This is a genomic window from Endozoicomonas sp. ALB032, assembly GCF_049310125.1.
Classification (GTDB): domain Bacteria; phylum Pseudomonadota; class Gammaproteobacteria; order Pseudomonadales; family Endozoicomonadaceae; genus Endozoicomonas_A.
In genome coordinates this window covers 2,114,387-2,135,630 of the sequence record NZ_JBLYNW010000001.1, presented here as the reverse complement: position 1 = coordinate 2,135,630, position 21,244 = coordinate 2,114,387, and the positions used below count along the sequence as shown (strand labels likewise).

General features: G+C 48.6%; 18 protein-coding genes and 1 pseudogene. 9 read left to right on the top strand and 10 right to left on the bottom strand.

Annotated features, from left to right (window positions below; translation table 11 throughout):
* Positions 1-187: 187 nt before the first annotated feature.
* From ACO6VG_RS07625 to ACO6VG_RS07605, 5 genes and pseudogenes are all read right to left on the bottom strand, one after another.
* Positions 188-259: pseudogene (locus ACO6VG_RS07625) on the bottom strand (transposase); the annotation flags it as partial.
* Positions 260-289: 30 nt separating this feature from the next.
* On the bottom strand, positions 290-2,008 hold the full coding sequence (locus ACO6VG_RS07620; RefSeq protein WP_422136376.1) for a C2H2-type zinc finger protein: 1,719 nt from the start codon (positions 2,006-2,008) through the stop codon (positions 290-292).
* A gap of 281 nt (positions 2,009-2,289) precedes the next feature.
* On the bottom strand, positions 2,290-4,455 hold the full coding sequence (locus ACO6VG_RS07615; RefSeq protein WP_422136375.1) for a C2H2-type zinc finger protein: 2,166 nt from the start codon (positions 4,453-4,455) through the stop codon (positions 2,290-2,292).
* 385 nt (positions 4,456-4,840) lie between these two features.
* Positions 4,841-6,298, bottom strand: coding sequence for a C2H2-type zinc finger protein (locus ACO6VG_RS07610; RefSeq protein ID WP_422136374.1), 1,458 nt, complete (start codon positions 6,296-6,298; stop codon positions 4,841-4,843).
* A gap of 451 nt (positions 6,299-6,749) precedes the next feature.
* Positions 6,750-8,096, bottom strand: a complete 1,347-nt coding sequence (locus ACO6VG_RS07605; RefSeq protein ID WP_422136373.1) for an NCS2 family permease — start codon at positions 8,094-8,096, stop codon at positions 6,750-6,752.
* Positions 8,097-8,449: 353 nt separating this feature from the next.
* On the opposite strand from ACO6VG_RS07605, the gene xdhA reads away from it, so the two are divergent.
* From xdhA to ACO6VG_RS07575, 6 genes are all read left to right on the top strand, one after another.
* On the top strand, positions 8,450-9,880 hold the full coding sequence (gene xdhA, locus ACO6VG_RS07600; RefSeq protein ID WP_422473365.1) for a xanthine dehydrogenase small subunit: 1,431 nt from the start codon (positions 8,450-8,452) through the stop codon (positions 9,878-9,880).
* Positions 9,873-12,233: a xanthine dehydrogenase molybdopterin binding subunit gene (gene xdhB / locus ACO6VG_RS07595; RefSeq protein WP_422410823.1), complete on the top strand. Its 2,361-nt coding sequence runs from the start codon at positions 9,873-9,875 to the stop codon at positions 12,231-12,233. Before xdhA ends, xdhB begins: the two co-directional genes overlap by 8 nt.
* Entirely contained in the window at positions 12,220-13,062 is an 843-nt protein-coding gene (gene xdhC, locus ACO6VG_RS07590; protein ID WP_422410825.1) for a xanthine dehydrogenase accessory protein XdhC, read from the top strand. The genes xdhB and xdhC overlap by 14 nt, the downstream gene beginning before the upstream one ends.
* 635 nt (positions 13,063-13,697) lie before the next feature.
* Positions 13,698-13,820, top strand: a complete 123-nt coding sequence (locus tag ACO6VG_RS07585; protein WP_422136369.1) for a hypothetical protein — start codon at positions 13,698-13,700, stop codon at positions 13,818-13,820.
* A gap of 148 nt (positions 13,821-13,968) precedes the next feature.
* Positions 13,969-14,289, top strand: coding sequence for a type II toxin-antitoxin system PrlF family antitoxin (locus ACO6VG_RS07580; RefSeq protein ID WP_422136368.1), 321 nt, complete (start codon positions 13,969-13,971; stop codon positions 14,287-14,289).
* Between the two features lie 6 nt (positions 14,290-14,295).
* Complete coding sequence (locus ACO6VG_RS07575; RefSeq protein WP_422136367.1) at positions 14,296-14,784, top strand: type II toxin-antitoxin system YhaV family toxin; 489 nt, start codon at positions 14,296-14,298, stop codon at positions 14,782-14,784.
* A gap of 118 nt (positions 14,785-14,902) precedes the next feature.
* On the opposite strand, the gene ACO6VG_RS07570 is transcribed toward ACO6VG_RS07575, so the two are convergent.
* Both ACO6VG_RS07570 and ACO6VG_RS07565 read right to left on the bottom strand, forming a co-directional pair.
* Positions 14,903-16,090 carry a hypothetical protein gene (locus tag ACO6VG_RS07570; protein WP_422473363.1) on the bottom strand — a complete coding sequence of 396 codons (1,188 nt, stop codon included), beginning with the start codon at positions 16,088-16,090 and terminating at the stop codon, positions 14,903-14,905.
* A gap of 222 nt (positions 16,091-16,312) precedes the next feature.
* Complete coding sequence (locus tag ACO6VG_RS07565; RefSeq protein ID WP_422136365.1) at positions 16,313-16,483, bottom strand: hypothetical protein; 171 nt, start codon at positions 16,481-16,483, stop codon at positions 16,313-16,315.
* A gap of 99 nt (positions 16,484-16,582) precedes the next feature.
* Here ACO6VG_RS07565 and ACO6VG_RS07560 point away from each other — a divergent pair, with 99 nt between their 5' ends.
* The 3 genes from ACO6VG_RS07560 (at position 16,583) to ACO6VG_RS07550 (ending at position 18,955) form a co-directional block, all read left to right on the top strand.
* The gene (locus tag ACO6VG_RS07560) at positions 16,583-17,368 is read left to right on the top strand and encodes a TlyA family RNA methyltransferase (protein WP_422473361.1); all 786 of its coding nucleotides are present in this window, start codon (positions 16,583-16,585) and stop codon (positions 17,366-17,368) included.
* Positions 17,369-17,802: 434 nt separating this feature from the next.
* Complete coding sequence (locus ACO6VG_RS07555; protein ID WP_422136363.1) at positions 17,803-18,654, top strand: hypothetical protein; 852 nt, start codon at positions 17,803-17,805, stop codon at positions 18,652-18,654.
* Between the two features lie 40 nt (positions 18,655-18,694).
* Positions 18,695-18,955, top strand: a complete 261-nt coding sequence (locus ACO6VG_RS07550) for a hypothetical protein (protein WP_422473359.1) — start codon at positions 18,695-18,697, stop codon at positions 18,953-18,955.
* A gap of 4 nt (positions 18,956-18,959) precedes the next feature.
* Here ACO6VG_RS07550 and ACO6VG_RS07545 read toward each other — a convergent pair whose 3' ends face one another.
* The 3 genes from ACO6VG_RS07545 to ACO6VG_RS07535 form a co-directional block, all read right to left on the bottom strand.
* Positions 18,960-19,610, bottom strand: a complete 651-nt coding sequence (locus tag ACO6VG_RS07545) for an O-methyltransferase (RefSeq protein ID WP_422136361.1) — start codon at positions 19,608-19,610, stop codon at positions 18,960-18,962.
* A 239-nt stretch (positions 19,611-19,849) separates the two neighbouring features.
* A complete protein-coding gene (locus ACO6VG_RS07540; protein WP_422473357.1) occupies positions 19,850-20,686 on the bottom strand; it encodes a hypothetical protein in 837 nt (278 codons plus the stop codon).
* A 258-nt stretch (positions 20,687-20,944) separates the two neighbouring features.
* Positions 20,945-21,124 carry a hypothetical protein gene (locus ACO6VG_RS07535; protein ID WP_422139556.1) on the bottom strand — a complete coding sequence of 60 codons (180 nt, stop codon included), beginning with the start codon at positions 21,122-21,124 and terminating at the stop codon, positions 20,945-20,947.
* Positions 21,125-21,244 lie beyond the last annotated feature (120 nt).

Below are 21,244 nucleotides of genomic sequence, written 5' to 3'. Positions count from 1 at the left end.
GGCCCGGCTCAGTTTTTATAGACAAACTCTGGCTTGTCGAAGCCTCATTCTGACCAACCTCAACGATAAAACCATAAGTCTGCGGCTCAACCGGGCAGACGAAAGGCAAAAAGACCAATACGTGCGAGAGTAGACTTTTAATGGCTCTATCCTTTGTTTTCCCGGGATAGGAGCAGTGAGGATAGACGATACCCCCGCAGGTGATAGACAGATGGACGTGAGCATTGCACTTCAGATCATGCCCAAACGTGTGCAGTGCTTTCCCTCCTGAGCCTGTAACAAGCAGAAGTCAATCACTTGACTTTACATCACCAAGCTTTCGTTTTCGGTGTTGCCTTCTGTGATCCGACAGGGCTTTCGTGTTTGACAGGGTCTTCTGGCACTCAGGGCAAGTTTGCTCTCCGGTGTGATGTCGAGTTTTGTGAGCCGACAGAGCTTGAGCATTTGGCAGGGTCGTCTGGCACTCTGGGCAGGTTTGCTCTCCGGTGTGATATTTTCTTTTGTGAGCCCACAGGGCTTGGTTGTTCGGCAGGGTCTTCTGGCACTCAGGGCAGGTTTGCTCTCCTGTGTGATATTTTCTTTTGTGAGCCAACAGGACTTGAGTGCTTGGCAGAGTCTGCTGGCATTCAGGGCAGGCTTGCTCTCCGGAGTGATATTGACTTTTGTGAGCCGACAGGGACTGAGCGTTTGCCAGGGTTCTCTGGCACTCAGGGCAGGTTTGCTTTCCCGTGTGATATTTTCTTTTATGATACGACAGGTCTATCGCGTTCGGCAGGGTCGTCTGGCAATCAGGGCAGTTTTGCTCTTCGCTGTGATCTTTTCTTTTGTGAGCCCACAGGGCTAAAGTGTTCGGCAGGTTCTTCTGGCACTCAGGGCAGGTTTGCTCTCCCGTGTGATGTTTTCTTTTATGATACGACAGGGCTTTCGCGTTCGGCAGGGGCTTCTGGCACTCAGGGCAGGTTTGCTCTCCCGTGTGATAGTTTCTTTTGTGGTCTGACAGGGCTTGAGCGTTTGACAGGGGCTTCTGGCACTCAGGGCAGGTTTGCTCTCCGCTGTGTTTTTTTCTTTTGTGATCCGACAGGGCTTGAGCGTTTGGCACGATCTTCTTGCACTCAGGGCAGGTTTGCTTTCCTGTGTGATCTTTTCTTTTGTGTGCCGACAGGCATTGAGCGCTTGGTAGGGGCTTCTGGCACTCAGGGCAGGTTTGCTCTCCCGTGTGATATTTTCTTTTATGATCCGACAGGGCTTTCGCATTTGGCACGCTCTTCTGGCAATCAGGGCAAGTTTGCTCTCCGGTGTGATCTTTTCTTTTGTGAACCGTCAGGGCATAAGCGTTTGGCAAGGGCTTCCGGCACTCGAGGCAGGTTCGTTCTCCGGTGTGATATTGACTTTTGTGATTGTACATTGAGGCTTGAGAGCTAAATGATTTTTCACAGCCGGGGTGATCACATCGGTATTTTTTGGAGTCCGCCTTCTTTTGTTTTTTCGCAGTAGGTGGATTTAGTTTTAATGATGAACCGGTCGTGCTGTCAGCTCCTGAGACAACTCTCGGTGCTTTGGCAGGATAGCTTACCGGGCCAGATTCCTGATCGCCTGTCTGCAGATAGACATCTGTTATGCAAGCGAAAGAGTCATCTGAAGTTGAACGACACTGGGTACTTGTGGAAGGAGCGAAGATACAAACCCCTTGTTGATTGCAACAGGGCTGTTCATGGCAATTTTTGTCAAGGCTATGTCGGGAGTCATTGGGCCGACCCGAATTTTCATCATTATGGTCTTTGTCGTAGAGATAATGCGATTTTTCTGAATGTCTATTGAATGACCGACCATGATCCTCTGGCCCCGTTGTCCGGGAATAGTTACCGCCGCCCGTTCCGTACATCAAAGTGATGATCTGAAGTTTGTTTCGCCGACAGGGTTTGTCATCGATTGGTATGCCTGACCGGGAATATTCGTTTGTGCTGCTAATCTGTGGTGGTTCGTTTTGCCTCGGCCTCCAATCGGTCATTAGCATTGCAGGTAATATGCCCGACTCAGTTTTTATAGAAAAACTCTGGCTTGTCGAGGCCCTGTTCTGATCAACCTCAACGATAGAACCATAAGTCTGCGGCTCAACCGGGCAGACGAAAGACACAAAGACCAATACGTACGAGAGTAGACTTTTAATAATTCTATCCTTTGTTTTCTTGGGATAGGAGCAGTGAGGATAGACGATAGTGAGCATTGCACTTCAGATCATGCCCAAACGTGTGCAGTGCCTTTCCCTCCTGGGCCTGTGACAAGCAGAAATCAATGACTTGACTCTACATCATCGAGCTTTCGTTTCCGGTGTTTTCTTCTGTGATTCGACAGGGCTTTCGCGTTTGGCAGGGTCTTCCGGCACTCTGGGCAGGTTCGCTCTCCGCTGTGTTCTTTTCTTTTGTGATCCCACAGGGCTTGAGCGTTTGGCAGGGCCTTCTGGCACTCTGGGCAGGTTTGCTCTCCGGTGTGATATTGACTTTTGTGAGTCGACAAGGCTTTCGCGTTTGGAAGGGACTTCTGGCAATCAGGGCAGGTTTGCTCTCCGCTGTGTTCTTTTCTTCTGTGAGCCGAGAGGGCTGTAGGGTTTGGCAGGGTCTTCTGGCACTCTGGGCAGGTTTGCTCTCCGCAGTGATAACGAATTTTGTGAGCCGATAGGGCTTGAGTGCTTGGTAGGGCCTTCTGACACTCAGGGCAGGTTTGTTCTCCTGTGTGATATTTTCTTCTGTGATTCGACAGGGCTTTCGCGTTTGGCAGGGTCTTCCGGCACTCTGGGCAGGTTTGCTCTCCGCTGTGTTCTTTTCTTTTGTGATCCCATAGGGCTTGAGCGTTTAGCAGGGTCTTCTGGCACTCTGGGCAGGTTTGCTCTCCGGTGTGATATTGACTTTTGTGAGTCGACAGGGCTTTCGCGTTTGGAAGGGACTTCTGGCAATCAGGGCAGGTTTGCTCTCCGCTGTGTTCTTTTCTTCTGTGAGCCGAGAGAGCTGGAGGGTTTGGCAGGGTCTTCTGGCACTCAGGGCAGGTTCGCTCTCCGCAGTGATAACGAATTTTGTGAGCCGATAGGGCTTGAGTGCTTGGTAGGGCCTTCTGACACTCAGGGCAGGTTTGTTCTCCGGTGTGATATTTTTTTTTGTGAGTCGACAGGGCTTGAGCGTTTCGCAGGGGCTCCTTGCAATCAGGACAGACTTGCTCTCCGGTGTGCTCTTTTCTTTTGTGATACGCCAGGGTTTGATAGTTCGGCAGGGTTTTCTGGCACTCTGGGCAGGTTTGTTCTCCGGTGTGATATTTTTTTTTGTGAGCCCACAGGGCTTTCGCGTTTGGCAGGGGCTTCTGGCACTCTGGGCAGGTTTTCTCTCTAGCGTGATATCGACTTTTATGAACCGACAGGGCTTGAGCGTGTGGCAGGGTCTTCAGGCACTCTGGGCAGGTTCGCTCTCCGGTGTGATATCGTTTTTTGTGATCTGACAGGGCTTGATTATGTGACAGGGTCGTCTGGCACTCAGGACAGGTTTGCTCTCCTCTGTGATATCGACTTTTGTGAGCCGACAAGGCATTCGCATTTGGCAGGATCTTCTGGCACTCAGGGCAGGTTTGCTCTCCGGTGTGTTCTTTTCTTTTGTGAGTCCACTGGGCTTCAGCGTTTGGCAGGGTCTTCTGGCACTCAGGGCAGGTTTGCTCTCCGGTGTGATATCGACTTTTGTGAGCCGACAGGGCATTCGCATTTGGCAGGGTCTTCTGGCACTCAGGGCAGGTTTGCTTTCCGGTGTGAGCATTTCTTTTGTGAAACGCCAGGGCATTAGCGTTTGGCAAGGGCTTCCGGCACTCGAGGCAGGTTCGTTCTCCGGTGTGATATTGACTTTTGTGATTGTACATTGAGGCTTGAGAGCTAAATGATTTTTCACAGCCGGGGTGATCACATCGGTATTTTTTGGAGTCCGCCTTCTTTTGTTTTTTCGCAGTAGGTGGATTTAGTTTTAATGATGAACCGGTCGTGCTGTCAGCTCCTGAGACAACTCTCGGTGCTTTGGCAGGATAGCTTACCGGGCCAGATTCCTGATCGCCTGTCTGCAGATAGACATCTGTTATGCAAGCGAAAGAGTCATCTGAAGTTGAACGACACTGGGTACTTGTGGAAGGAGCGAAGATACAAAACCCTTGTTGATTGCAACAGGGCTGTTCATGGCAATTTTTGTCAAGGCTATGTCGGGAGTCAGTGGGCCGACCCGAATTTTCATCATTATGGTCGATGTCGTATGGATAATGTGATTTTTCTGAATGTCTATTGAATGACCGACCATGATCCTCTGGCCCCGTTGTCCGGGAATAGTTACCGCCGCCCGTTCCGTACATCAAAGTGATGATCTGAAGTTGGTTTCGCCGACAGGGTTTGTCATCGGGTAGCATGCCTGATCCTGAATATCCGTTTGTGCTGGTCATGTGTGATGGTTCATTTTTTATCAACCTCCAGTCGGTCACTGATATTGCAGTTAATAGGCCCGGCTCAGTTTTTATAGACAAACTCTGGCTTGTCGAAGCCCCATTCTGACCAACCTCAACGATAAAACCATAAGTCTGCGGCTCAACCGGGCAGACGAAAGGCAAAAAGACCAATACGTGCGAGAGTAGACTTTTAATGGCTCTATCCTTTGTTTTCCCGGGATAGGAGCAGTGAGGATAGACGATAGGAAGTTAGGGCGTTTTTCAATGTTGGCAAGCTCTATGGGAATTAAAAAAGCGCAAAAAAAAATCTAATGTCGTATAAATTATTTTTTCCAACAGGGTTTAAGAGCTGTGAACATTGCCTTTCCCTCCCGGGCAGAAATCAATCACTTGACTTTGCATCATCAAGCTTTCGTTTCCGGTGTTGCCTTTTGTGACTCGACAGGGCTTTCAAGCTTGGCAGGGTCTTCCGGCACTCTGGGCAGGTTTGCTCTCCGCTGTGTTCTTTTCTTTTGTGAACCGCCAGGGCTCGAGCGTTTGGCAGGGGCTTCTGGCACTCAGGGCAGGTTTGCTCTCCGCTGTGATATTGACTTTTGTGAACCGAAAGGACATGCGCGTTTGACAGGGTCTTCTGGCACTCTGGGCAGGTTTGCTCTCCGCTGTGTTCTTTTCTTTTGTGATACGACAGGGCTAGAGCGTATGGCAGGCTCTTCTGGCACTCAGAGCAGGTTTGTTCTCCGCTGTGATAATGACTTTTGTGAGCCGAAAGGACTTTCGCGTTTGGCACTGTCTTCTGGCACTCTGGGCAGGTTCGCTCTCCTGTGTGATATTGACTTTTGTGATTCGACAGGGCTTGCGCGTTTGGCATGGTCTTCTGGCACTCTTGGCAGGTTCGCTCTCCGCTATGTTCTTTTCTTTTGTGATCCGACAGGGCTTTCATGTTTACTAGGGTCTTCTGACACTCTGGGCAGGTTCGCTCTCCGGTGTGATCTTTTCTTTTGTGATTCGACAGGGCTTGAATGTTTGGCAGAATCTTCTGGCACTCAGGGCAGGCTTGCTCTCCGCTATGTTCTTTTTTTTTGTGATCCGACAGGGCTTGAGCGTTTGGCAGGGGCTTCTGGCACTCAGGGCAGGTTTGCTCTCCGGTGTGATCTTTTCTTTTGTGAATCGCCAGGGCTCGAGCGTTTGGCAGGGGCTTCTGGCACTCAAGACAGGTTTGTTCTCCGGTGTGATATTGACTTTTGTGAGTGCTCAATGAGCCTTGGGAGCTAAATGATTTTTCACAGCCGGGGTGATTACATCGGTATTTTTTGGAGTCCGTCTTCTTTTGTTTTTTCGCAGGAGATGGATTTAGTTTTAATGATGAACCGGTCGTGCTGTCAGCTCCTGAGACAACTCTCGGTGCTTTGGCAGGATGGCTTACCGGGTCAGATTCCTGATCTCCTGTCTGCAAATAGACATCTGTTGTGCTAGCGAAAGAGTCATCTGAGATTGAACGACAGTGGGTACTTTTGTAAGGAGCGAAGATACAGACTCCTTGTTGATTACAACAGGGCTGTTCATGGCAATTTTTGTCAAGGCTATGTCGCGAGTCGGTGGGCTGACCCGAATTTTCATCATTGTTGTCGTTGTCGTATAAATAATGTGATTTTTCTGAATGTCTATTGAATGACTGTCCATGATCCTCTGACCCCGTTGTCCGGGAATAGTTACCGCCGCCCGTTCCGTACATCAAGGTGATGATCTGAAGTTGGTTTCGCCGACTGGGTTTGTCATCGGGTAGCATGCCTGACCCTGAATATCCGTCTGTGCTGGTCATGTGTGATGGTTCGTTTTGCATTAGCCTCCAATCGGTCATTGGCATTGCAGTTAATAGGTCCGGCTCAGTTTTTATAGAAAAACTCTGGCTTGTCGAAGCCTCATTCTGATCAACCTCAACGATAAAACAATAAGTCTGTGGCTCAACCGGGCAGACGAAAGGCAAAAAGACCAATATGTGGGAGAGTAGGCTGTTAATGGTTCTATCCTTTGTTTTCCAGGGATAGGAGCAGTGAGGATAGACGAGAAGATGAGGGGCACGAAACTAAAACATAGTGGTTCCTGGATTCTCTCACCTATGACAAAGGTTATGGAATTTTACTGAAACGCCGATGTTTTATATCTGATGACTGTCGTAAAGCCCGGTTTGATAAAAGCGATGAACTCAGCGACGATCACAGAGCTGAAGCCATAATCTACACAGATTGAAAGTGAACAGGCTTGCTCACCAGAAATGAGCAAGCCAGAGAAGCTTAAACGCCAAAGAACACAAACTTGAGGACAAAGAGCACAGCCAATACCCAGACACTGATACTGACATCGCTGGAACGTCCGGCCAGAACTTTAATCACCGGATAAGCGATGAATCCCAGAGCAATACCATTAGCAATAGAGAAGCTCAGTGGCATCATGATAGCGGTCATCATGACCGGTCCGGCTTCAGTCAGATCGTTCCAGTCGATATTAGCAAGGCTGCCCACCATCAGAACGGCAACATAAATCAGCGCTCCCGCAGTTGCATAAGCAGGTACCATCCCGGCCAGGGGAGAGAAGAAAGCACAGAGCAAAAACAGCAGACCAATGGTAACCGCTGTCAGACCGGTGCGACCTCCTGCGGCCACACCTGAAGCACTTTCAACATAGGAAGTGACCGTCGGTGTACCCACCAGTGCACCCGCCCATGAAGCTGTACCGTCAGTGATCATGGCTCTGTTCATGTTGTGCATTTTACCGTCTTTGTCGGCCAGACCCGCCTTGTCGCCCACAGCAATCAGGGTACCTGTCGTATCAAACAGATTGACGAACATGAAAGCAATAATGACACCCAGCATTTCAGGGTTGAGAGCACCCATAATGTCCAGTCCACCGACGATAGGCATCATGCTGGGTGGTGCTGAAGCCACGCCACTAAAGGCAACATCACCGGCCAACAAGGCAATAGAGGTGACAACGGCAATAGCGATCAGCACAGCGGCTTTGAGGCCACGGAATGCCAGACCCAGAATAAGAAACAGACTGAGACAGGCCATCATTGGGCCAAACTGAGTGATGTCCCCCAACGTCACTATGGTGCCGGGGCTGGCCACCACAATGCCGGCATTTTTAAGACCAATCAGTGCCAGGAAGAGGCCAATACCGCTGGTGATTCCGACTCTGAGACCGACAGGAATGCTGTCTACAATCCATGCCCTGACTTTGAAAAGGCTCAACAACATAAAGCCTATGCCGCCCCAAAATACAGCACCCATGGCTTCTTGCCAGGTGTAACCCATTCCCAGCACCACCGCGTAGGCAAAAAAAGCGTTCAAACCCATACCCGGAGCCAGTCCTACAGGCCAATTAGCGAAAAGACCGATGGCAATGGTACTCAGGCCCGCGACCAGACAGGTGGCAGTGAACAGGGCACCCTTATCCATCCCGGCATCACTGAGCATTCCCGGTATGACAAACACCACATAACACATGGTAACAAAGGTCGTCAGACCTGCCATCATTTCAGTTTTTACTGTCGTGTTTTTGGCACTGAGTTTGAAGAGACGATCGAGCAATGATGCACCCTTATCCCCACCCACAGCGGGCGACATTTCAGCGTTATCCATTCCAGACTCCATATAATTGTTGTTCTTATCGATGCAATGATCCAAGCAACTGATCAAAACTGATAATACTGAATTTACCCCGGGTCAATAAAAAACGATCCAAAGGTATACGAGGCTTTTTTGATAGCATTATTCGTTCCAGGACAGCTGAGTCTGCTGCCTGCCTCTTTAATACCAGCCTGTTTTTAATACCAGCATTTTGCTGATTTCGCTTGCTATTTTCCCGACCAAATAGTCAAATTACAAGTCGCAGATATGAGCTAAGAAAAATATTCTACGTAAATCAAAAACAAAAAAACGACCATGCAGAATATTTTTCCCTATAGAGAATTAGAATAAAGGAGTCAGTCGTCGTGATTCGATTTCTGCTCAACGAGACTCTGGTTGAACTTAGAGACACTCCCTCCGATACCACCGTACTGGACTACCTCCGGGGTAATCACAGCCACAATCCGGATAGAAAAACCGGCACCAAGGAGGGCTGTTGTTCAGGCGACTGCGGTGCCTGCACTGTGGTGGTTGCGGAGCCGGAGAACGACCGTCTGAACTATCAGACCATCAACGCCTGTATTGCTTTGCTACCGGCACTTAACGGCAAGCAACTGATCACCGTTGAAGATCTTGCTGAAGGGGAAAAACTGCACCCTGTTCAACAGGCCATGGTGGATCACCACGGCTCTCAATGCGGTTTCTGTACGCCCGGCATTATCATGTCCCTGTTTGCCTTCCATCATGAAGCCCCCGAAAACAGACCTGACATTCCTGAAGCTCTGGGTGGCAACCTTTGCCGTTGTACCGGCTACCAATCTATCGTTGATGCTGCTGATGAAATCGCCAGCCTGACATCTTCTGACCGCTTCAAGCATCAGGAACAGGAGACAGTTCAGAAACTCAACGCACTGAAAGCCCGGCTCGATGACACCGCCAATGGTGTCTTCATGCCGAACTCCGAGCAGGCACTGGCTGATTATCTGTTACAACATCCACAAGCCAGATTACTGGCCGGTGGCACAGACCTTGGGCTGGAAGTGACTCAACAGATGAAGGATTTACCGTCGCTGGTCACTCTGGCCTCGGTCAATGAGTTAAAAGAGATCACCTGTACTGACCGGGAAATGATCATTGGCTCTGCGGCCAGCTTCCGTCAGCTGGAACCTCTGCTGGCCAGACACTTTCCTGAGTTTGCAGAAATGCTTTCACGTCTGGGCTCACAACAGATTCGAAATGTGGGCACTCTGGGCGGCAATATCGGTAATGCCTCGCCCATAGGCGACACGCCTCCTGTGTTACTGGCACTGGATGCACAGGTTGAGCTGCGTATAGGCAACACCATCAGATCCCTGCCTCTGGAAGATTTTTTCCTGGGCTACAAAAAGACCCTGCTCGAAGAAAGTGAATTTATTGCCCGCATTCGCATTCCGCTCAAGCCGCATCAACTCAGAGTTTACAAGCTGAGCAAACGTTATGGTGATGATATATCTGCCGTTCTGGCCGCCATCAATCTGGAATTGAACGACAACGGAATCATTACCCGTGCCAGAGTCGCATTTGGAGGTATGGCAGCTATACCCAAACGGGCTTTGGCCTGCGAAAAAGCCCTGACAGGAAAAGAGGCCAGCGCCACTACTCTGCAAGAGGCGCAGAAAGCCATTCGTTCAGAATTCACACCACTGTCCGATGTCAGGGGCAGCAGCGACTATCGATTGCAGGCAGCATGCAACCTGCTGGAAAGATACTTTCTGGAAATGTCCGGACAAACTGCGAGGATCATTGCTCATGCGTAAGTTACCGGATATCAGCAAAACCCGGTCTTCCCCGAAGACAGCCAAACACGACAGTGCCCATCTGCATGTCAGCGGCAGAGCCACCTATATCGATGATCGACCCGAAATGGCCGGTCAGTTACACGCCGGATTTGGCCTGTCTACCCAGGCCCATGCTGAAATCATCAGCATGGATCTGGAGGCAGTCAAAAACAGTCCCGGTGTGGTCATGGTCGTCACCGCTGACGACATTCCCGGACACAAAGACATTGGCCCGGTTTACCCTGGTGATATGTTGCTGGCTGATGGCAAGGTCGACTATATCGGTCAGCCGGTCTTTGCGGTAGCGGCCACGTCTCACCTGGCCGCCAAAAAAGCGGCCAGAAAAGCAAACATTGAATACAAGGCGTTAGAGCCTGTGCTGGGCATCGATCAGGCCATGCAGGAAGAATCCTTTCTCAGACCTGAGCATGTGATGCGTAAAGGCGACGCCCATCGTGCCATTGCCGAAGCACCCAGACGACTCGAAGGTGCCATGAGCAACGGCGCCCAGGAACACTTTTATCTGGAAGGACAGATTGCCAGCGTCGTCCCTCTGGAAGACAACCAATACCATATTTACACCTCCAGCCAGCACCCTTCTGAAGTGCAGAAGCTGGTAGCAGAAGTTCTGGGCATTCCTTTGCACAAAGTCGTGGCGGATGTTCGACGCATGGGGGGAGGCTTTGGTGGCAAAGAAACCCAGGCTGCTGGTCCGGCCTGTATTGCAGCACTTCTGGCCAGTAAAACAGGACAACCCGTAAAATTCCGGGTCGACCGCTCACAGGACATGATGTCCACCGGCAAGCGCCACCCTTTCAGACACCGTTATCGCGCAGGCTTTGACAGTAAAGGAGTTATCAAGGGGATAGATATAGAGGTCGCAGGTGATGGCGGTTATTCCCCTGACCTCACAGACGCTATTGTCGACAGGGCCATGTTTCATTCCGACAATGCTTACTACCTCGATAATGCCATAGTCACTGGTCACCGCTGCAAAACCAACATTGCTTCCAACACCGCATTCAGAGGCTTCGGCGGGCCTCAGGGCATGTTGGTAATAGAGCGGGCAATGGACGACATTGCTCGTGCTACCGGTCTTGACCCACTGGATGTTCGCCTTAATAACCTGTACGGCATTGGCGAACGAAATGTCACTCATTACCACCAGACCTTTGAACACAATGTTCTGCCGGAGCTGATGGCAAAACTGGAAGAGAGTTCTGAATACCGAAAGCGCAGGCAGGAGATTACAGCGTTCAACCGGAACAGCCCGGTATTAAAGAAAGGCTTGTCCATGACCCCGCTGAAGTTTGGTATCTCTTTCACGGCCAAACATCTCAATCAGGCTGGCGCTCTGGTCCATGTCTACACAGACGGCAGTATTCAGGTAAATCATGGCGGTACCGAGATGGGACAGGGGCTTTACGTTAAAGTGGCCCAGGTGGTTGCTCATGAATTTGGGGTTGGCCTGGATCAGGTACAAGTGACCTCCACCCGAACCGACAAGGTACCCAACACCTCTCCGACGGCGGCTTCCAGCGGCAGTGACCTGAACGGCAAGGCCGCACAGGATGCCTGTCAGAAAATTCGTGATCGCCTGATAACATTCGCTGCCGAACATTATCAGGAACAACCTGAGGCTATTCAGTTCGCTGATGGTCATGTCCACATGAAAGAGCGGACCATTCCTTTTGTTGAACTGATTCAGGCCGCTTACTTCAACCGGGTTTCACTCTCCAGCTCAGGCTTTTACAGCACTCCCGAGATTCACTATGACCGGGAAACAGCCAGTGGCCGCCCTTTTTATTATTTTGCCTGCGGTGCTTCAGTCTCTGAAGTGGTAGTGGATACCCTGACCGGTGAATACCGGGTGGAGCGGGTTGATATATTGCACGACGTTGGCAGATCACTGAACCCCGCCATTGACCGTGGCCAAATTGAAGGCGGGTTTATCCAGGGTATGGGCTGGATGACCACTGAAGAAGTGGTCTGGGATGAGCAGGGAAGATTGCTCAGTAACAACCCGGCGACTTACAAGATTCCTACGATTGAAGATCTACCGGCTATCTTTAACGTTGAGTTGTTCGAGCAGGATAATCCGGAGCATACGATTTATCATTCCAAGGCCACCGGCGAACCTCCCCTGATGCTCAGCTTCTCGGTGTGGTCGGCAATACGTGATGCCGTTTCGAGCCTTTCAGACTACACCGTCAGCCCGGACATTGATGTTCCCGCGACTCCGGAAAGAGTGCTGAAAGCCATCTCGAAAATTAAAGAGCGGCCCCACACAGAACCTCTAAAAAAAGAGGAGGCCGCCTATGGAGTGGATTGACGCGCTGTCAAAGCTCAAGCGTTCTGGTCTGCCTGGCGTTCTGGTGACCGTCCTGGGATCAGCCGGTTCTGCGCCCAGAAAATCAGGCAGTAAAATGCTGGTCACAGAAGAAAAAAGCTTTGACACTGTGGGTGGCGGGCATCTTGAGTTTCTGCTGATTGAGAGAGCCAGGGAGCTGATGGCTTCAGATCAGCATGAGCCTGTTATGGAGCACTTCCCACTGGGTCCCCGGTTAGGTCAGTGCTGCGGTGGCAGTGTCAGCGTGATGCTGGAGCCCATTGCAGGCTGTCACTTCCATATCGCTCTGTTTGGGGCCGGGCATATTGGCAAAGCGCTTATTCATGTTCTTACGCCTCTGAATTGCCGTATTACCTGGATTGATAATCGGGCAGAACTTTTCCCCCGGAATACCCCTGAAAATGTCACCTGTATTCTCAGTGAACAGCCTGATGAAGAAGTGGCAGATCTGCCCGAAAACGCCTTTATTCTGGTGGTCACCCACAATCACCAGCTGGATTATGCGATTGCTGAACAGGCATTAAAACGATCAGACACCGGCTGGTTGGGCGTCATAGGCTCCGAGACTAAAGCCAGCAGATTCCGTAAGCGTCTTGAGCATAAGGGCTTCAACCCGAAACGGATTGAGCAGATGAGATGTCCGGTCGGACTCAATGAAGTGGGAGGCAGAGAGCCCGCAGAGATCGCCATTGCCATTGCCGCAGAGATACTGGCTGTCAGAAATGGTTCTCGTGACAGCCTTGTCCGAAAAAGGGAGGGTATTCCCTGGCAGACACTCAAGGCATTAATAAACGACCACCACCAAGCCTGAAGGCTTGGAAGTGGGTTTATACCGCGCTTGAACCAGCCCCCCCAGAGGTCTGAGATTGGCTATCTGCACTAGCGGAAACACCTGCACGAGATGCCTCTCTATCTTCCTTTTTGGTCGTCATTCCCTCGCCCCGAGCCATAAAAACCCGTTGCTTGCTGACAAGAGCTTTAATAAATTCCATCTGTTTTTCTATCTGCCTTTCACCACCCCGATTGATATTTGCCTAAAATCTGTTGTCAAAGAAAAAAGGTCCGCCTCGATCAGACAAATCATGGCATCAGCATCCCGAGTGAGCTCTGTAGCGAGAAAACCATTGCCCTGACCTAGGCAGCTTCCAGGACATGCCTCATTGAACAACACCCCGCAGAACCCGTACTTGTACAGCTGCGAATGGTACTCAAAAACAATGGCCTCATCTTCAACAGTTGCCCCAAGCAAACACGATACCTATGACATCCTCACTTTCCTTTTTTAAGAGGCCAACAAGGTGTTCCAGAGTGAGCTTGCCCATCAACTCCATGTATGCGGGGCGTACCGTTTTATTAGGCCTGCGCAGGATGCCAGTCTCTAAACAGTCAGAAGATAAGATTGTCAGAGATATCAACACTGACTTATGAATCCGAGTCAGGAAAGCTATGTATTACCGTCTACAAGCCCTTGCTGACGGCAAAATGAGCATGGGCAAAGCAATTGAAAAAATGCTCGATGTCATGGATTCCTTGTCTTCGGGGGAAGAGGGTGATTCAGCTTCTTTCTGAGGGAATGCGCAAAAACCCCGAACTACCGGCAGCAGGGCGGTCAGATCAGAGTCCGCTTGTTCACCGACTCATCCTCAATCCTGATTTTGACACAACAATGCACTTGCATTACCATAATAAGTGATAGTTAACAATCTAAGGTTTCATCATGAAAAATGTGTCCGTAGATCGATCCACCCTGACGGATCGTTATCAGACGACTATTCCGGCCTCGGTCAGAAAGGCGTTGGAATTGAACAAGCAGGAAAAGCTTCAGTATGAGATTCGCTCCGATGGCAGCGTCCTACTTTCTAAGTGCCAGAGTGACAAAGAAGACCCTGTAATAGCAGGTTTCTTGGATTTTCTTGAGCGGGACATGAAAAATCATCCCCGAACACTGAAGCCGGTTTCCCCGGAGCTTGCCCAGAAGCTCACTGATCTGGTTGGGGAGATCGATATTGATCTCGATGAGCCTCTTGGTGGGGATTGATCGGCAATGCCTTCCAACCGTAATGATTTTCATGGCTGGACGATTCTGGCCCACCCAATGTTTGTCGCTCAACTCAAGAGCTTGGCTGTTGAAGTCAAAAAACTGAAACAACAACATCCTGATTCTTTTCAAAAGAAAAACGCCACAAAACGACTGGCGGCAATAAACCAGTTGGCGTTTGAACAGGTTCCGAGCAATCCCTCTGATCCAATATACCGTCAAGGTTTGACGCTTGGAAAAGCCAGAAAGCATTGGTTTCGAGCTAAGTTTTTTCAACAGTACCGGCTGTTTTTCCGCTACGACGAGGCAGCCAGAATCATCATATATGCTTGGGTAAATGACGAAAAAACCAAACGTGCCTACGGTAGCAAGACCGATGCATATTCGGTGTTTAGGAAACTGGTGAGTGCGGGAACGCCCCCTGACAGTTGGCAGGATCTAATGAATGAATCTCAAGGCATTGAGGATCTGGATGAATTTTTCAAAAACCTCTAGCAGGCACAATCCCACACAACCACTATGAGCCTGTTGCCCCGTACTGATACTCCCATGGCATTACCGGACAGCACAGTTTTCTCTGCCTGTTGGTAAAGGAAAATTGAGTCTGGTCAGTTTATACCGGGCTTGAACCAGCCGCCCCAGAGGTCTGAGATTGGCTATCTGCACTAGCGGAAACACCTGCACGAGATGCCTCTCTATCTTCCTTTTTGGTCGTCATGCCCTCGCCCCGAGCCATAAAAATCCGTTGCTTGCTGACAAGAGCTTTAATAAGTTCCACCTGTTTTTCTATAAAGTCATGCTGCAATTTACTGAAATTGCTCTCAGCTGCGAGGTATTTTTTTTGAGCTTCAAATGTCATCTGAAGCTTGGAATTCTCAGACAAACTATTTGCTAACTCATCCAACTGCCGGGCATGCCCAGCTAAATCCTGAACTACCGGGTTGGCCTTTGCGCTGTCCAGTAATGCCTGTACGCGTTTGAACGCTTCCTTTTCGGCGTCCAGATCAAGAGCTGTTCGCAGAAATTTCAGCTTAACATCCCTACCTTCGGTCATTTTCTCTTCTAAACTGTAAAGCTTTACTTCAAGAGCCTGAATGTCTGAGGCCTGTTTTTGCAGTACCTTCTCATAAAACTGGATATCCGTCGGCATCGTCAATTCAACACAATCATTCAATGTACGTTCGAAAAAATTACGCACATTTGCATCATTTATAAAAATCTTCAAAGGTGCCAGTCGACGACAATTATTCAACGCATTCAATCGCTCAAGCCGTGCTTCCAGCATTTGCTCCTTTAACTCGGAACACTCCTTCTCGAGGCGTTTTACTGTTTCTGTCAGATTATCTTCAGGTGTCTTCTGGTAGATTTCAGAAGCAGCCTTAAGCCTGCCGTAAAAGCCTCCGGCTGCGCCAATAGCAATATAGAGTGCCAAGGTTTTTTTCAGGCCCAGGTATTTGAAAGAAAGCAAAGGAAGAACAGGAAGACGCCGTGAGGTAAAGGGTATTGGGTTCAAAATCGCCTTACTCAGAGCGGATACACAACCATCCATGCTGCCAACAATGGAGGCCAGAGGGTGATGCATTGCATCTGCGGCGGTTACGCTGTGCTCTTCCAACGCTTTTTTAAACTGACTCAGGTTACCTTCTGTTAAGGGAATCTGCTTGGCAACTTCAGGTGTAGCGAGAGTTGCAATCTGTTTAGACAGATCATCCTGCTTTTGAGCAGGATCATTCGCTGAAGCCTCAATGTTAGCGAAATCAGTGAAACTCGGCGGCGGTGAAGGGATGGGGTTTATATTCATAAGAAACTCCTGTTCATTGATTGACTGACTTCCGTTGTCAGATGGTTGCCTTCTCTTAATTTGGACATTCAACTCAGGAAATGGTTCCCCTGACCCTTTAAAAGGTCAGCACAGAATGAGTAAGAAAATATGATTTTGTACGAACAGGTACTTATACTTTATGCCAATCTTGCTTTCTAACTCCAGTGATGGAGCGTGTCGCAAAACTTCAACAGCTCGTTCTCACGCTCTGAAGTCGTCATTCCCGCGAAGGCGGGAATCCAGCGCCAACGGTGGGTCTCTGCCTTCTCGGGGATGACAAGGCCAGGGGGACACCGGGCAGTATGGTTCTGGTGGAGAGTCAGTGTGGATTCCCGCCTTCGCGGGAATGAAGCCGGCAATGACGGGAGTCAACGCGTTCCCACGCCGGAGAGAGTTTTGCGACAGCCTCAGAGCGTGGGAACGAGTTGTAAGTTCGATTGGTATTATCTGTTTCCCAATACGGTTATTAGAATGGAAAGAGTGGATCGTCTGCTGGTAGACAACGGCCTTGCTGCCTCCCGCACCCAGGCACAGAAGTTTATTGCTGAAGGAAAGGTGCAAGTGTTGCATTCCTGCAAATGGCAAACCGTAAAAAAGCCCAGCGAGAAACTGACCGGAGAGGCAGAGCTGAAAGTCACTCTGGATGAGTCGGATAGATTTGTTTCCCGTGGCGGACTCAAGCTGGCAAGTGCTCTGGAGAAAGCCGGTCTGGATATTACGGGAATGACCGTGATTGATGTGGGTCAGTCAACGGGCGGTTTTACTGATTGTGCCCTGCAGTCAGGCGCGACGAAAGTAGTCGGTATTGAAGTAGGGCATGAGCAACTGGTAGAGAAACTGCGGCAGGATCAGCGGGTAGTTTGTCTGGAAGGTATTAATGCCCGTGAGCTTGGCCCGGAGCTGTTAGAGCATACTGAAAACGGAGCCGGGTTTGATCTGGCGGTGATGGATGTTTCTTTTATTTCCCAGACCAAAATTATACCTTCGCTGGCACCGCTGATTAAAAAGGGAGGTTTTCTGGTCAGCCTGGTCAAACCGCAATTTGAAGTGGGAAAAGCAGGTCTTGGCAAAGGAGGCATTGTTCGGGATGAGCGTCTCTATCCTGAAGTAGAATCATCCATTCGAAGTTGTCTCGAAGAGCAGGGTCTGAAAACCACCGATTATTTTGACAGTCCGATCAAAGGGGGTGATGGAAACCGGGAGTTTCTTGTTATTGCCAGAAAATATCAGGCGACAGACTCTAAGGAACTGTCTTGACATAACTTCCACACTTACGATGATGTTATCCAGTAAAAAAAACCCTTGCCACGGAGAAAAGAAAAATCTTTTCCTCTTGACCTGACAGGGACCTGCCAAGGTTAGTATTCCTGACCGAAACGCCAGCGTTTCTGCCTGTCATGTTTACAAAAAATACCCTACGATGTTTCATACTCAGACTTTATAGGATACCAACACTGAGTCAGCTTCCAGCAAAGTAAAAGGCAGGTATCGGCGAAAAAGCAAACTTCTGAGGGATTACCCGGTGATCTCTTGTGAGTAAGGCAACCATCTCATGTTTCGTCATCGGGGATGGTTGAAATTACCAGTTTATACGCTTTTTGCTGAACTATTCTGCTTTGGACACTCCAGAATCGTTGAATGATGTTTGGTTAGTCCTGTAATTGAATAATTAATAGATCAAAGGAGTGATAATGATGTTGTCTAATAATATTTCTTCCCGCCCAACGATGCAGGTTTTTTCAGATGCCGCCTCGGCATATTCTGTTGAAACGCAGGCCAAAGGCATAAAATTTGGCGATACATTCAGAAGAGTCTCCTCGGTGTTTTCTGAAAGTGTTTTAAAAGAGGCCAATCGGGTAATAGATGACGACAAAAGTTATTTCAATTCGGCTTTTGTCAAACATCTGCTGAATGAAAGAATGGTAGGAAAAGTTATAAAATCAAGCACAATATTTGACCATCTGAAATTTGGGTTAAATCATGAAAATCCCGTTTTCATGGCCGAATTATGCTATAAAAAGCGAATTCAGTTTGATAAAAATAGTCATTTGATTAAAGAGTCTTTCCGAAAGGACTGCTTGGCTACTTCATCGGATGAAATCCGGGCTCTATGCTCAGAGGCATTGGAAAAAATGGCCGATGAATTTCAATGGCGGGATCGTTCGGTAGAAGTTTCTAATCTTGTCCTGATTCGTTACCCATTAATTCCCTCAAGGGGAATTAAAGATTTGCCCTGGCATAAGGATCCCGGCAAAAAAAGCATGGTCGTCCAATTGAATGACAATACCAACGCAACTGGAACGGGTGTAAAGTATTCAGGAGGCGGGCTTGATATTGGCAAAAATTCATCGCGTATTAATTCAGCAGAAATATTCCTTGATAAAGGCACTGAGGAGTCATTTTCATATGATGGCCGAAATAACGGGGTTGTATTTTCCAATGAACATTCCCTGATTCATCGGGCTGGGGATATCGTATACCTCAGCGAAAATGATGATGATCTGGAAGAAAAACGCATCATAGTGGTAGTAGTTAATGATTAATACCAATCGTGTTTTCTAACTCCCGTGATGAACATACAGAATGGAAAAAGCGGATCGTCTGCTGGTAGACAACGGCCTTGCTGCCTCCCGCACCCAGGCACAGAAGTTTATTGCTGAAGGAAAGGTGCAAGTGTTACATGCCCGCAACTGGCAGACTGTCTATTCTGAAGTAGAATCATCCATTCGAAGCTGTCTCGAAGAGCAGGGTCTGAAAACCACCGATTATTTTGACAGTCCGATCAAAGGGGGTGATGGAAACCGGGAGTTTCTCATTATTGCCAGAAAGGCGTCATCAGCCTGAACAGTTAACGCTTGCGAGCGATCATCAATCCGTCGCTTACCGGCAGTAATACCATATCAACCCTGTCATCCTGTTGAATAAAGCGGTTGCATTCGTCAATGGCTCTGGTTTCTGCATCCTGAGGATTCACCACCGAGCCACCCCAGAGACTGTTGTCCACTAACACCAGTCCGCCAGACTTCAGTAGCTCAACACCACGCCGGTAGTAATCCAGATAATTTTCTTTATCGGCATCGATAAACACCCAGTCGAACAAACCCTCCTGACCTTGCATTTGAGCCAGGCTGTCCAGAGCAGGCTGAATTTTCAGGGTTATTTTCTCCGACACCCCCGCTTTCTGCCAGTACTCTCTGGCAATGTTCGTCCATTCCTCAGAAACATCCAGGCAAGTCAGGTGTCCATCTTCTGGCATGGCCAATACGGTTGCCAAAGCACTGTAGCCAGTGAATGTGCCGATCTCTATTCCCTTTCTTGCACCACTCATCTTCACCAGCATTTGCATGAAAGCCCCCTGCTCCGGCGAGACCTGCATGTACCCTTCGGAAAAGTCTGCCATCCGCGCTCGCAGCTCACTCAGTACAGGATGATCGCGCATGCCTGCATGGGTGAGATAAGTGGCGATTGCAGGTGTTATGGTCAGAGTTGTTCTGGACATGACATTGCTCCTCAATTCAATCAGTTAGCAGGTATGGAAAGGGGTCGCATGTAATCATGGATGAAGAATAGAAAAATTTAAATGATAGAAATGAATTTTACCCACTATGAATGATCAGAAATCAACCAAAAAGTAGCACCCACAAATGCGTGGGCTGAATTTTAATCAAAAAATTTTGACTGTTGCCTGCTGAACCGGATTATTTATGAGTTTTCGGGCAGGCTCTATTTACCATACGGCTACTGTAAAGTTTTTATATTTGCAATCGCTAAACTCAAAGGAGTTTCATAATACTCCTGGTAATGACTTAATATATCTTCAACAGTATGAAAATAAATACCACTACCTCCCATTTTACCTACACAAACATTATCTCCAATATGAATGAATGTATGAACAAGTTTGTTATTGTTTAAAATTGCAAGAGCAATGAAATGATCCTCTATGTCTGAGTTTTCTAAAGCTGTAAGTTGAAGGTAAAGTTCGTCATGGTATGATTGTGAATTAACCTCCATTAAGTTAACAAACTGAAAGCAGGTTGTTGGCGTTTTTTCACCTTTATAAAAATCGCTAAAAGTTTTATTTCCTGGTAAACGATTTCCAAACTCTGGGGGGAAATCATCAAAAATATTTTGTAAGCCTTGACTTATACATTTTATGAATCGTTCCTGCCATGAATTTGAAGGCTTGTAGTTGCGATTGCCATCATCTGTTTTAATGTTAAAAGATATAACCTTTCCCAGCGTATTGTCACCAATTTTCTGTGCTAAATCATTATCCCTTTCATTCCCGTTGATGCAGTTAAAAAGGTCATATTCTATTTCAAATGGAAGGTACTTTAATACTGTTCTCTTCTCCAAACCGTCTTGAAGCAAACCAGTAAAAGTCTTGTCTCTTTTTTTAGATCTATCAATTTTTATACATACTAACGCCTCTTCAGTTTCGACGAACATCTGATGACACCTTGCCTCAGTTTTTTGTAAAGCTGAAGCGTTTTGTTCAAGACAGCCATAGGGTTGAGCAAAAATTTTAGAGGTAACCGCCAGAAGTAATAGAGCTGCAAGTTTAGTAATCATTTCAATATTCAGTTTTAAATGCTATGTGCTGGATCGATAGTATAGGCATGACGAATGCCTTCTGTTCGCTCCATAGCTTCGGCCCCATCCGGAGTGTTCTCGACGCAGTGTTGAAGCAGGTGTTGAGCCTGTAGAAAAAACTCAACGCACTGACAGAGCAGATAATTGACATCCTCCCCGCCCTAAAGAGGGTGTCGCAAAAGCCCAACAACTCGTTCCCACGCTGTGAGGGTGTCGCAAAACTTCAACAGCTCGTTCTCACGCTCTGAAGTCGTCATTCCCGCGAAGGCGGGAATCCAGCGCCAACGGTGGACCTCTGCCTTCTCGGGGATGACAAGGCCAGGGGGACACCGGGCAGTATGGTTCTGGTGGAGAGTCAGTGTGGATTCCCGCCTTCGCGGGAATGACGAGAATGAAGCTGGCAATGACGGGAGTCAACTCGTTCCCACGCTGGAGAGAGTTTTGCAACACGCTCTTAATGGCCTGGAAGAGGCAATGGGCCATCTTGCAGGATAACGAAGCACCTTACGAAATGAAAAGACATTGGCCCTCACAGCA

Coding starts and splice junctions, on each gene's coding strand:
- ACO6VG_RS07620 (WP_422136376.1), bottom strand. CDS start 2,008: ATGACCGATTGGAGGCCGAGGCAAAACGAACCACCACAGATTAGCAGC.
- ACO6VG_RS07605 (WP_422136373.1), bottom strand. CDS start 8,096: ATGGATAACGCTGAAATGTCGCCCGCTGTGGGTGGGGATAAGGGTGCA.
- xdhB (WP_422410823.1), top strand. CDS start 9,873: ATGCGTAAGTTACCGGATATCAGCAAAACCCGGTCTTCCCCGAAGACA.
- ACO6VG_RS07555 (WP_422136363.1), top strand. CDS start 17,803: ATGATGTTGTCTAATAATATTTCTTCCCGCCCAACGATGCAGGTTTTT.
- ACO6VG_RS07575 (WP_422136367.1), top strand. CDS start 14,296: ATGCCTTCCAACCGTAATGATTTTCATGGCTGGACGATTCTGGCCCAC.
- xdhC (WP_422410825.1), top strand. CDS start 12,220: ATGGAGTGGATTGACGCGCTGTCAAAGCTCAAGCGTTCTGGTCTGCCT.
- ACO6VG_RS07615 (WP_422136375.1), bottom strand. CDS start 4,455: ATGACCAGCACAAACGGATATTCAGGATCAGGCATGCTACCCGATGAC.
- ACO6VG_RS07585 (WP_422136369.1), top strand. CDS start 13,698: ATGTATTACCGTCTACAAGCCCTTGCTGACGGCAAAATGAGCATGGGC.
- ACO6VG_RS07550 (WP_422473359.1), top strand. CDS start 18,695: ATGGAAAAAGCGGATCGTCTGCTGGTAGACAACGGCCTTGCTGCCTCC.
- ACO6VG_RS07610 (WP_422136374.1), bottom strand. CDS start 6,298: ATGCAAAACGAACCATCACACATGACCAGCACAGACGGATATTCAGGG.
- ACO6VG_RS07580 (WP_422136368.1), top strand. CDS start 13,969: ATGAAAAATGTGTCCGTAGATCGATCCACCCTGACGGATCGTTATCAG.
- ACO6VG_RS07545 (WP_422136361.1), bottom strand. CDS start 19,610: ATGTCCAGAACAACTCTGACCATAACACCTGCAATCGCCACTTATCTC.
- ACO6VG_RS07560 (WP_422473361.1), top strand. CDS start 16,583: ATGGAAAGAGTGGATCGTCTGCTGGTAGACAACGGCCTTGCTGCCTCC.
- ACO6VG_RS07540 (WP_422473357.1), bottom strand. CDS start 20,686: ATGATTACTAAACTTGCAGCTCTATTACTTCTGGCGGTTACCTCTAAA.
- ACO6VG_RS07570 (WP_422473363.1), bottom strand. CDS start 16,090: ATGAATATAAACCCCATCCCTTCACCGCCGCCGAGTTTCACTGATTTC.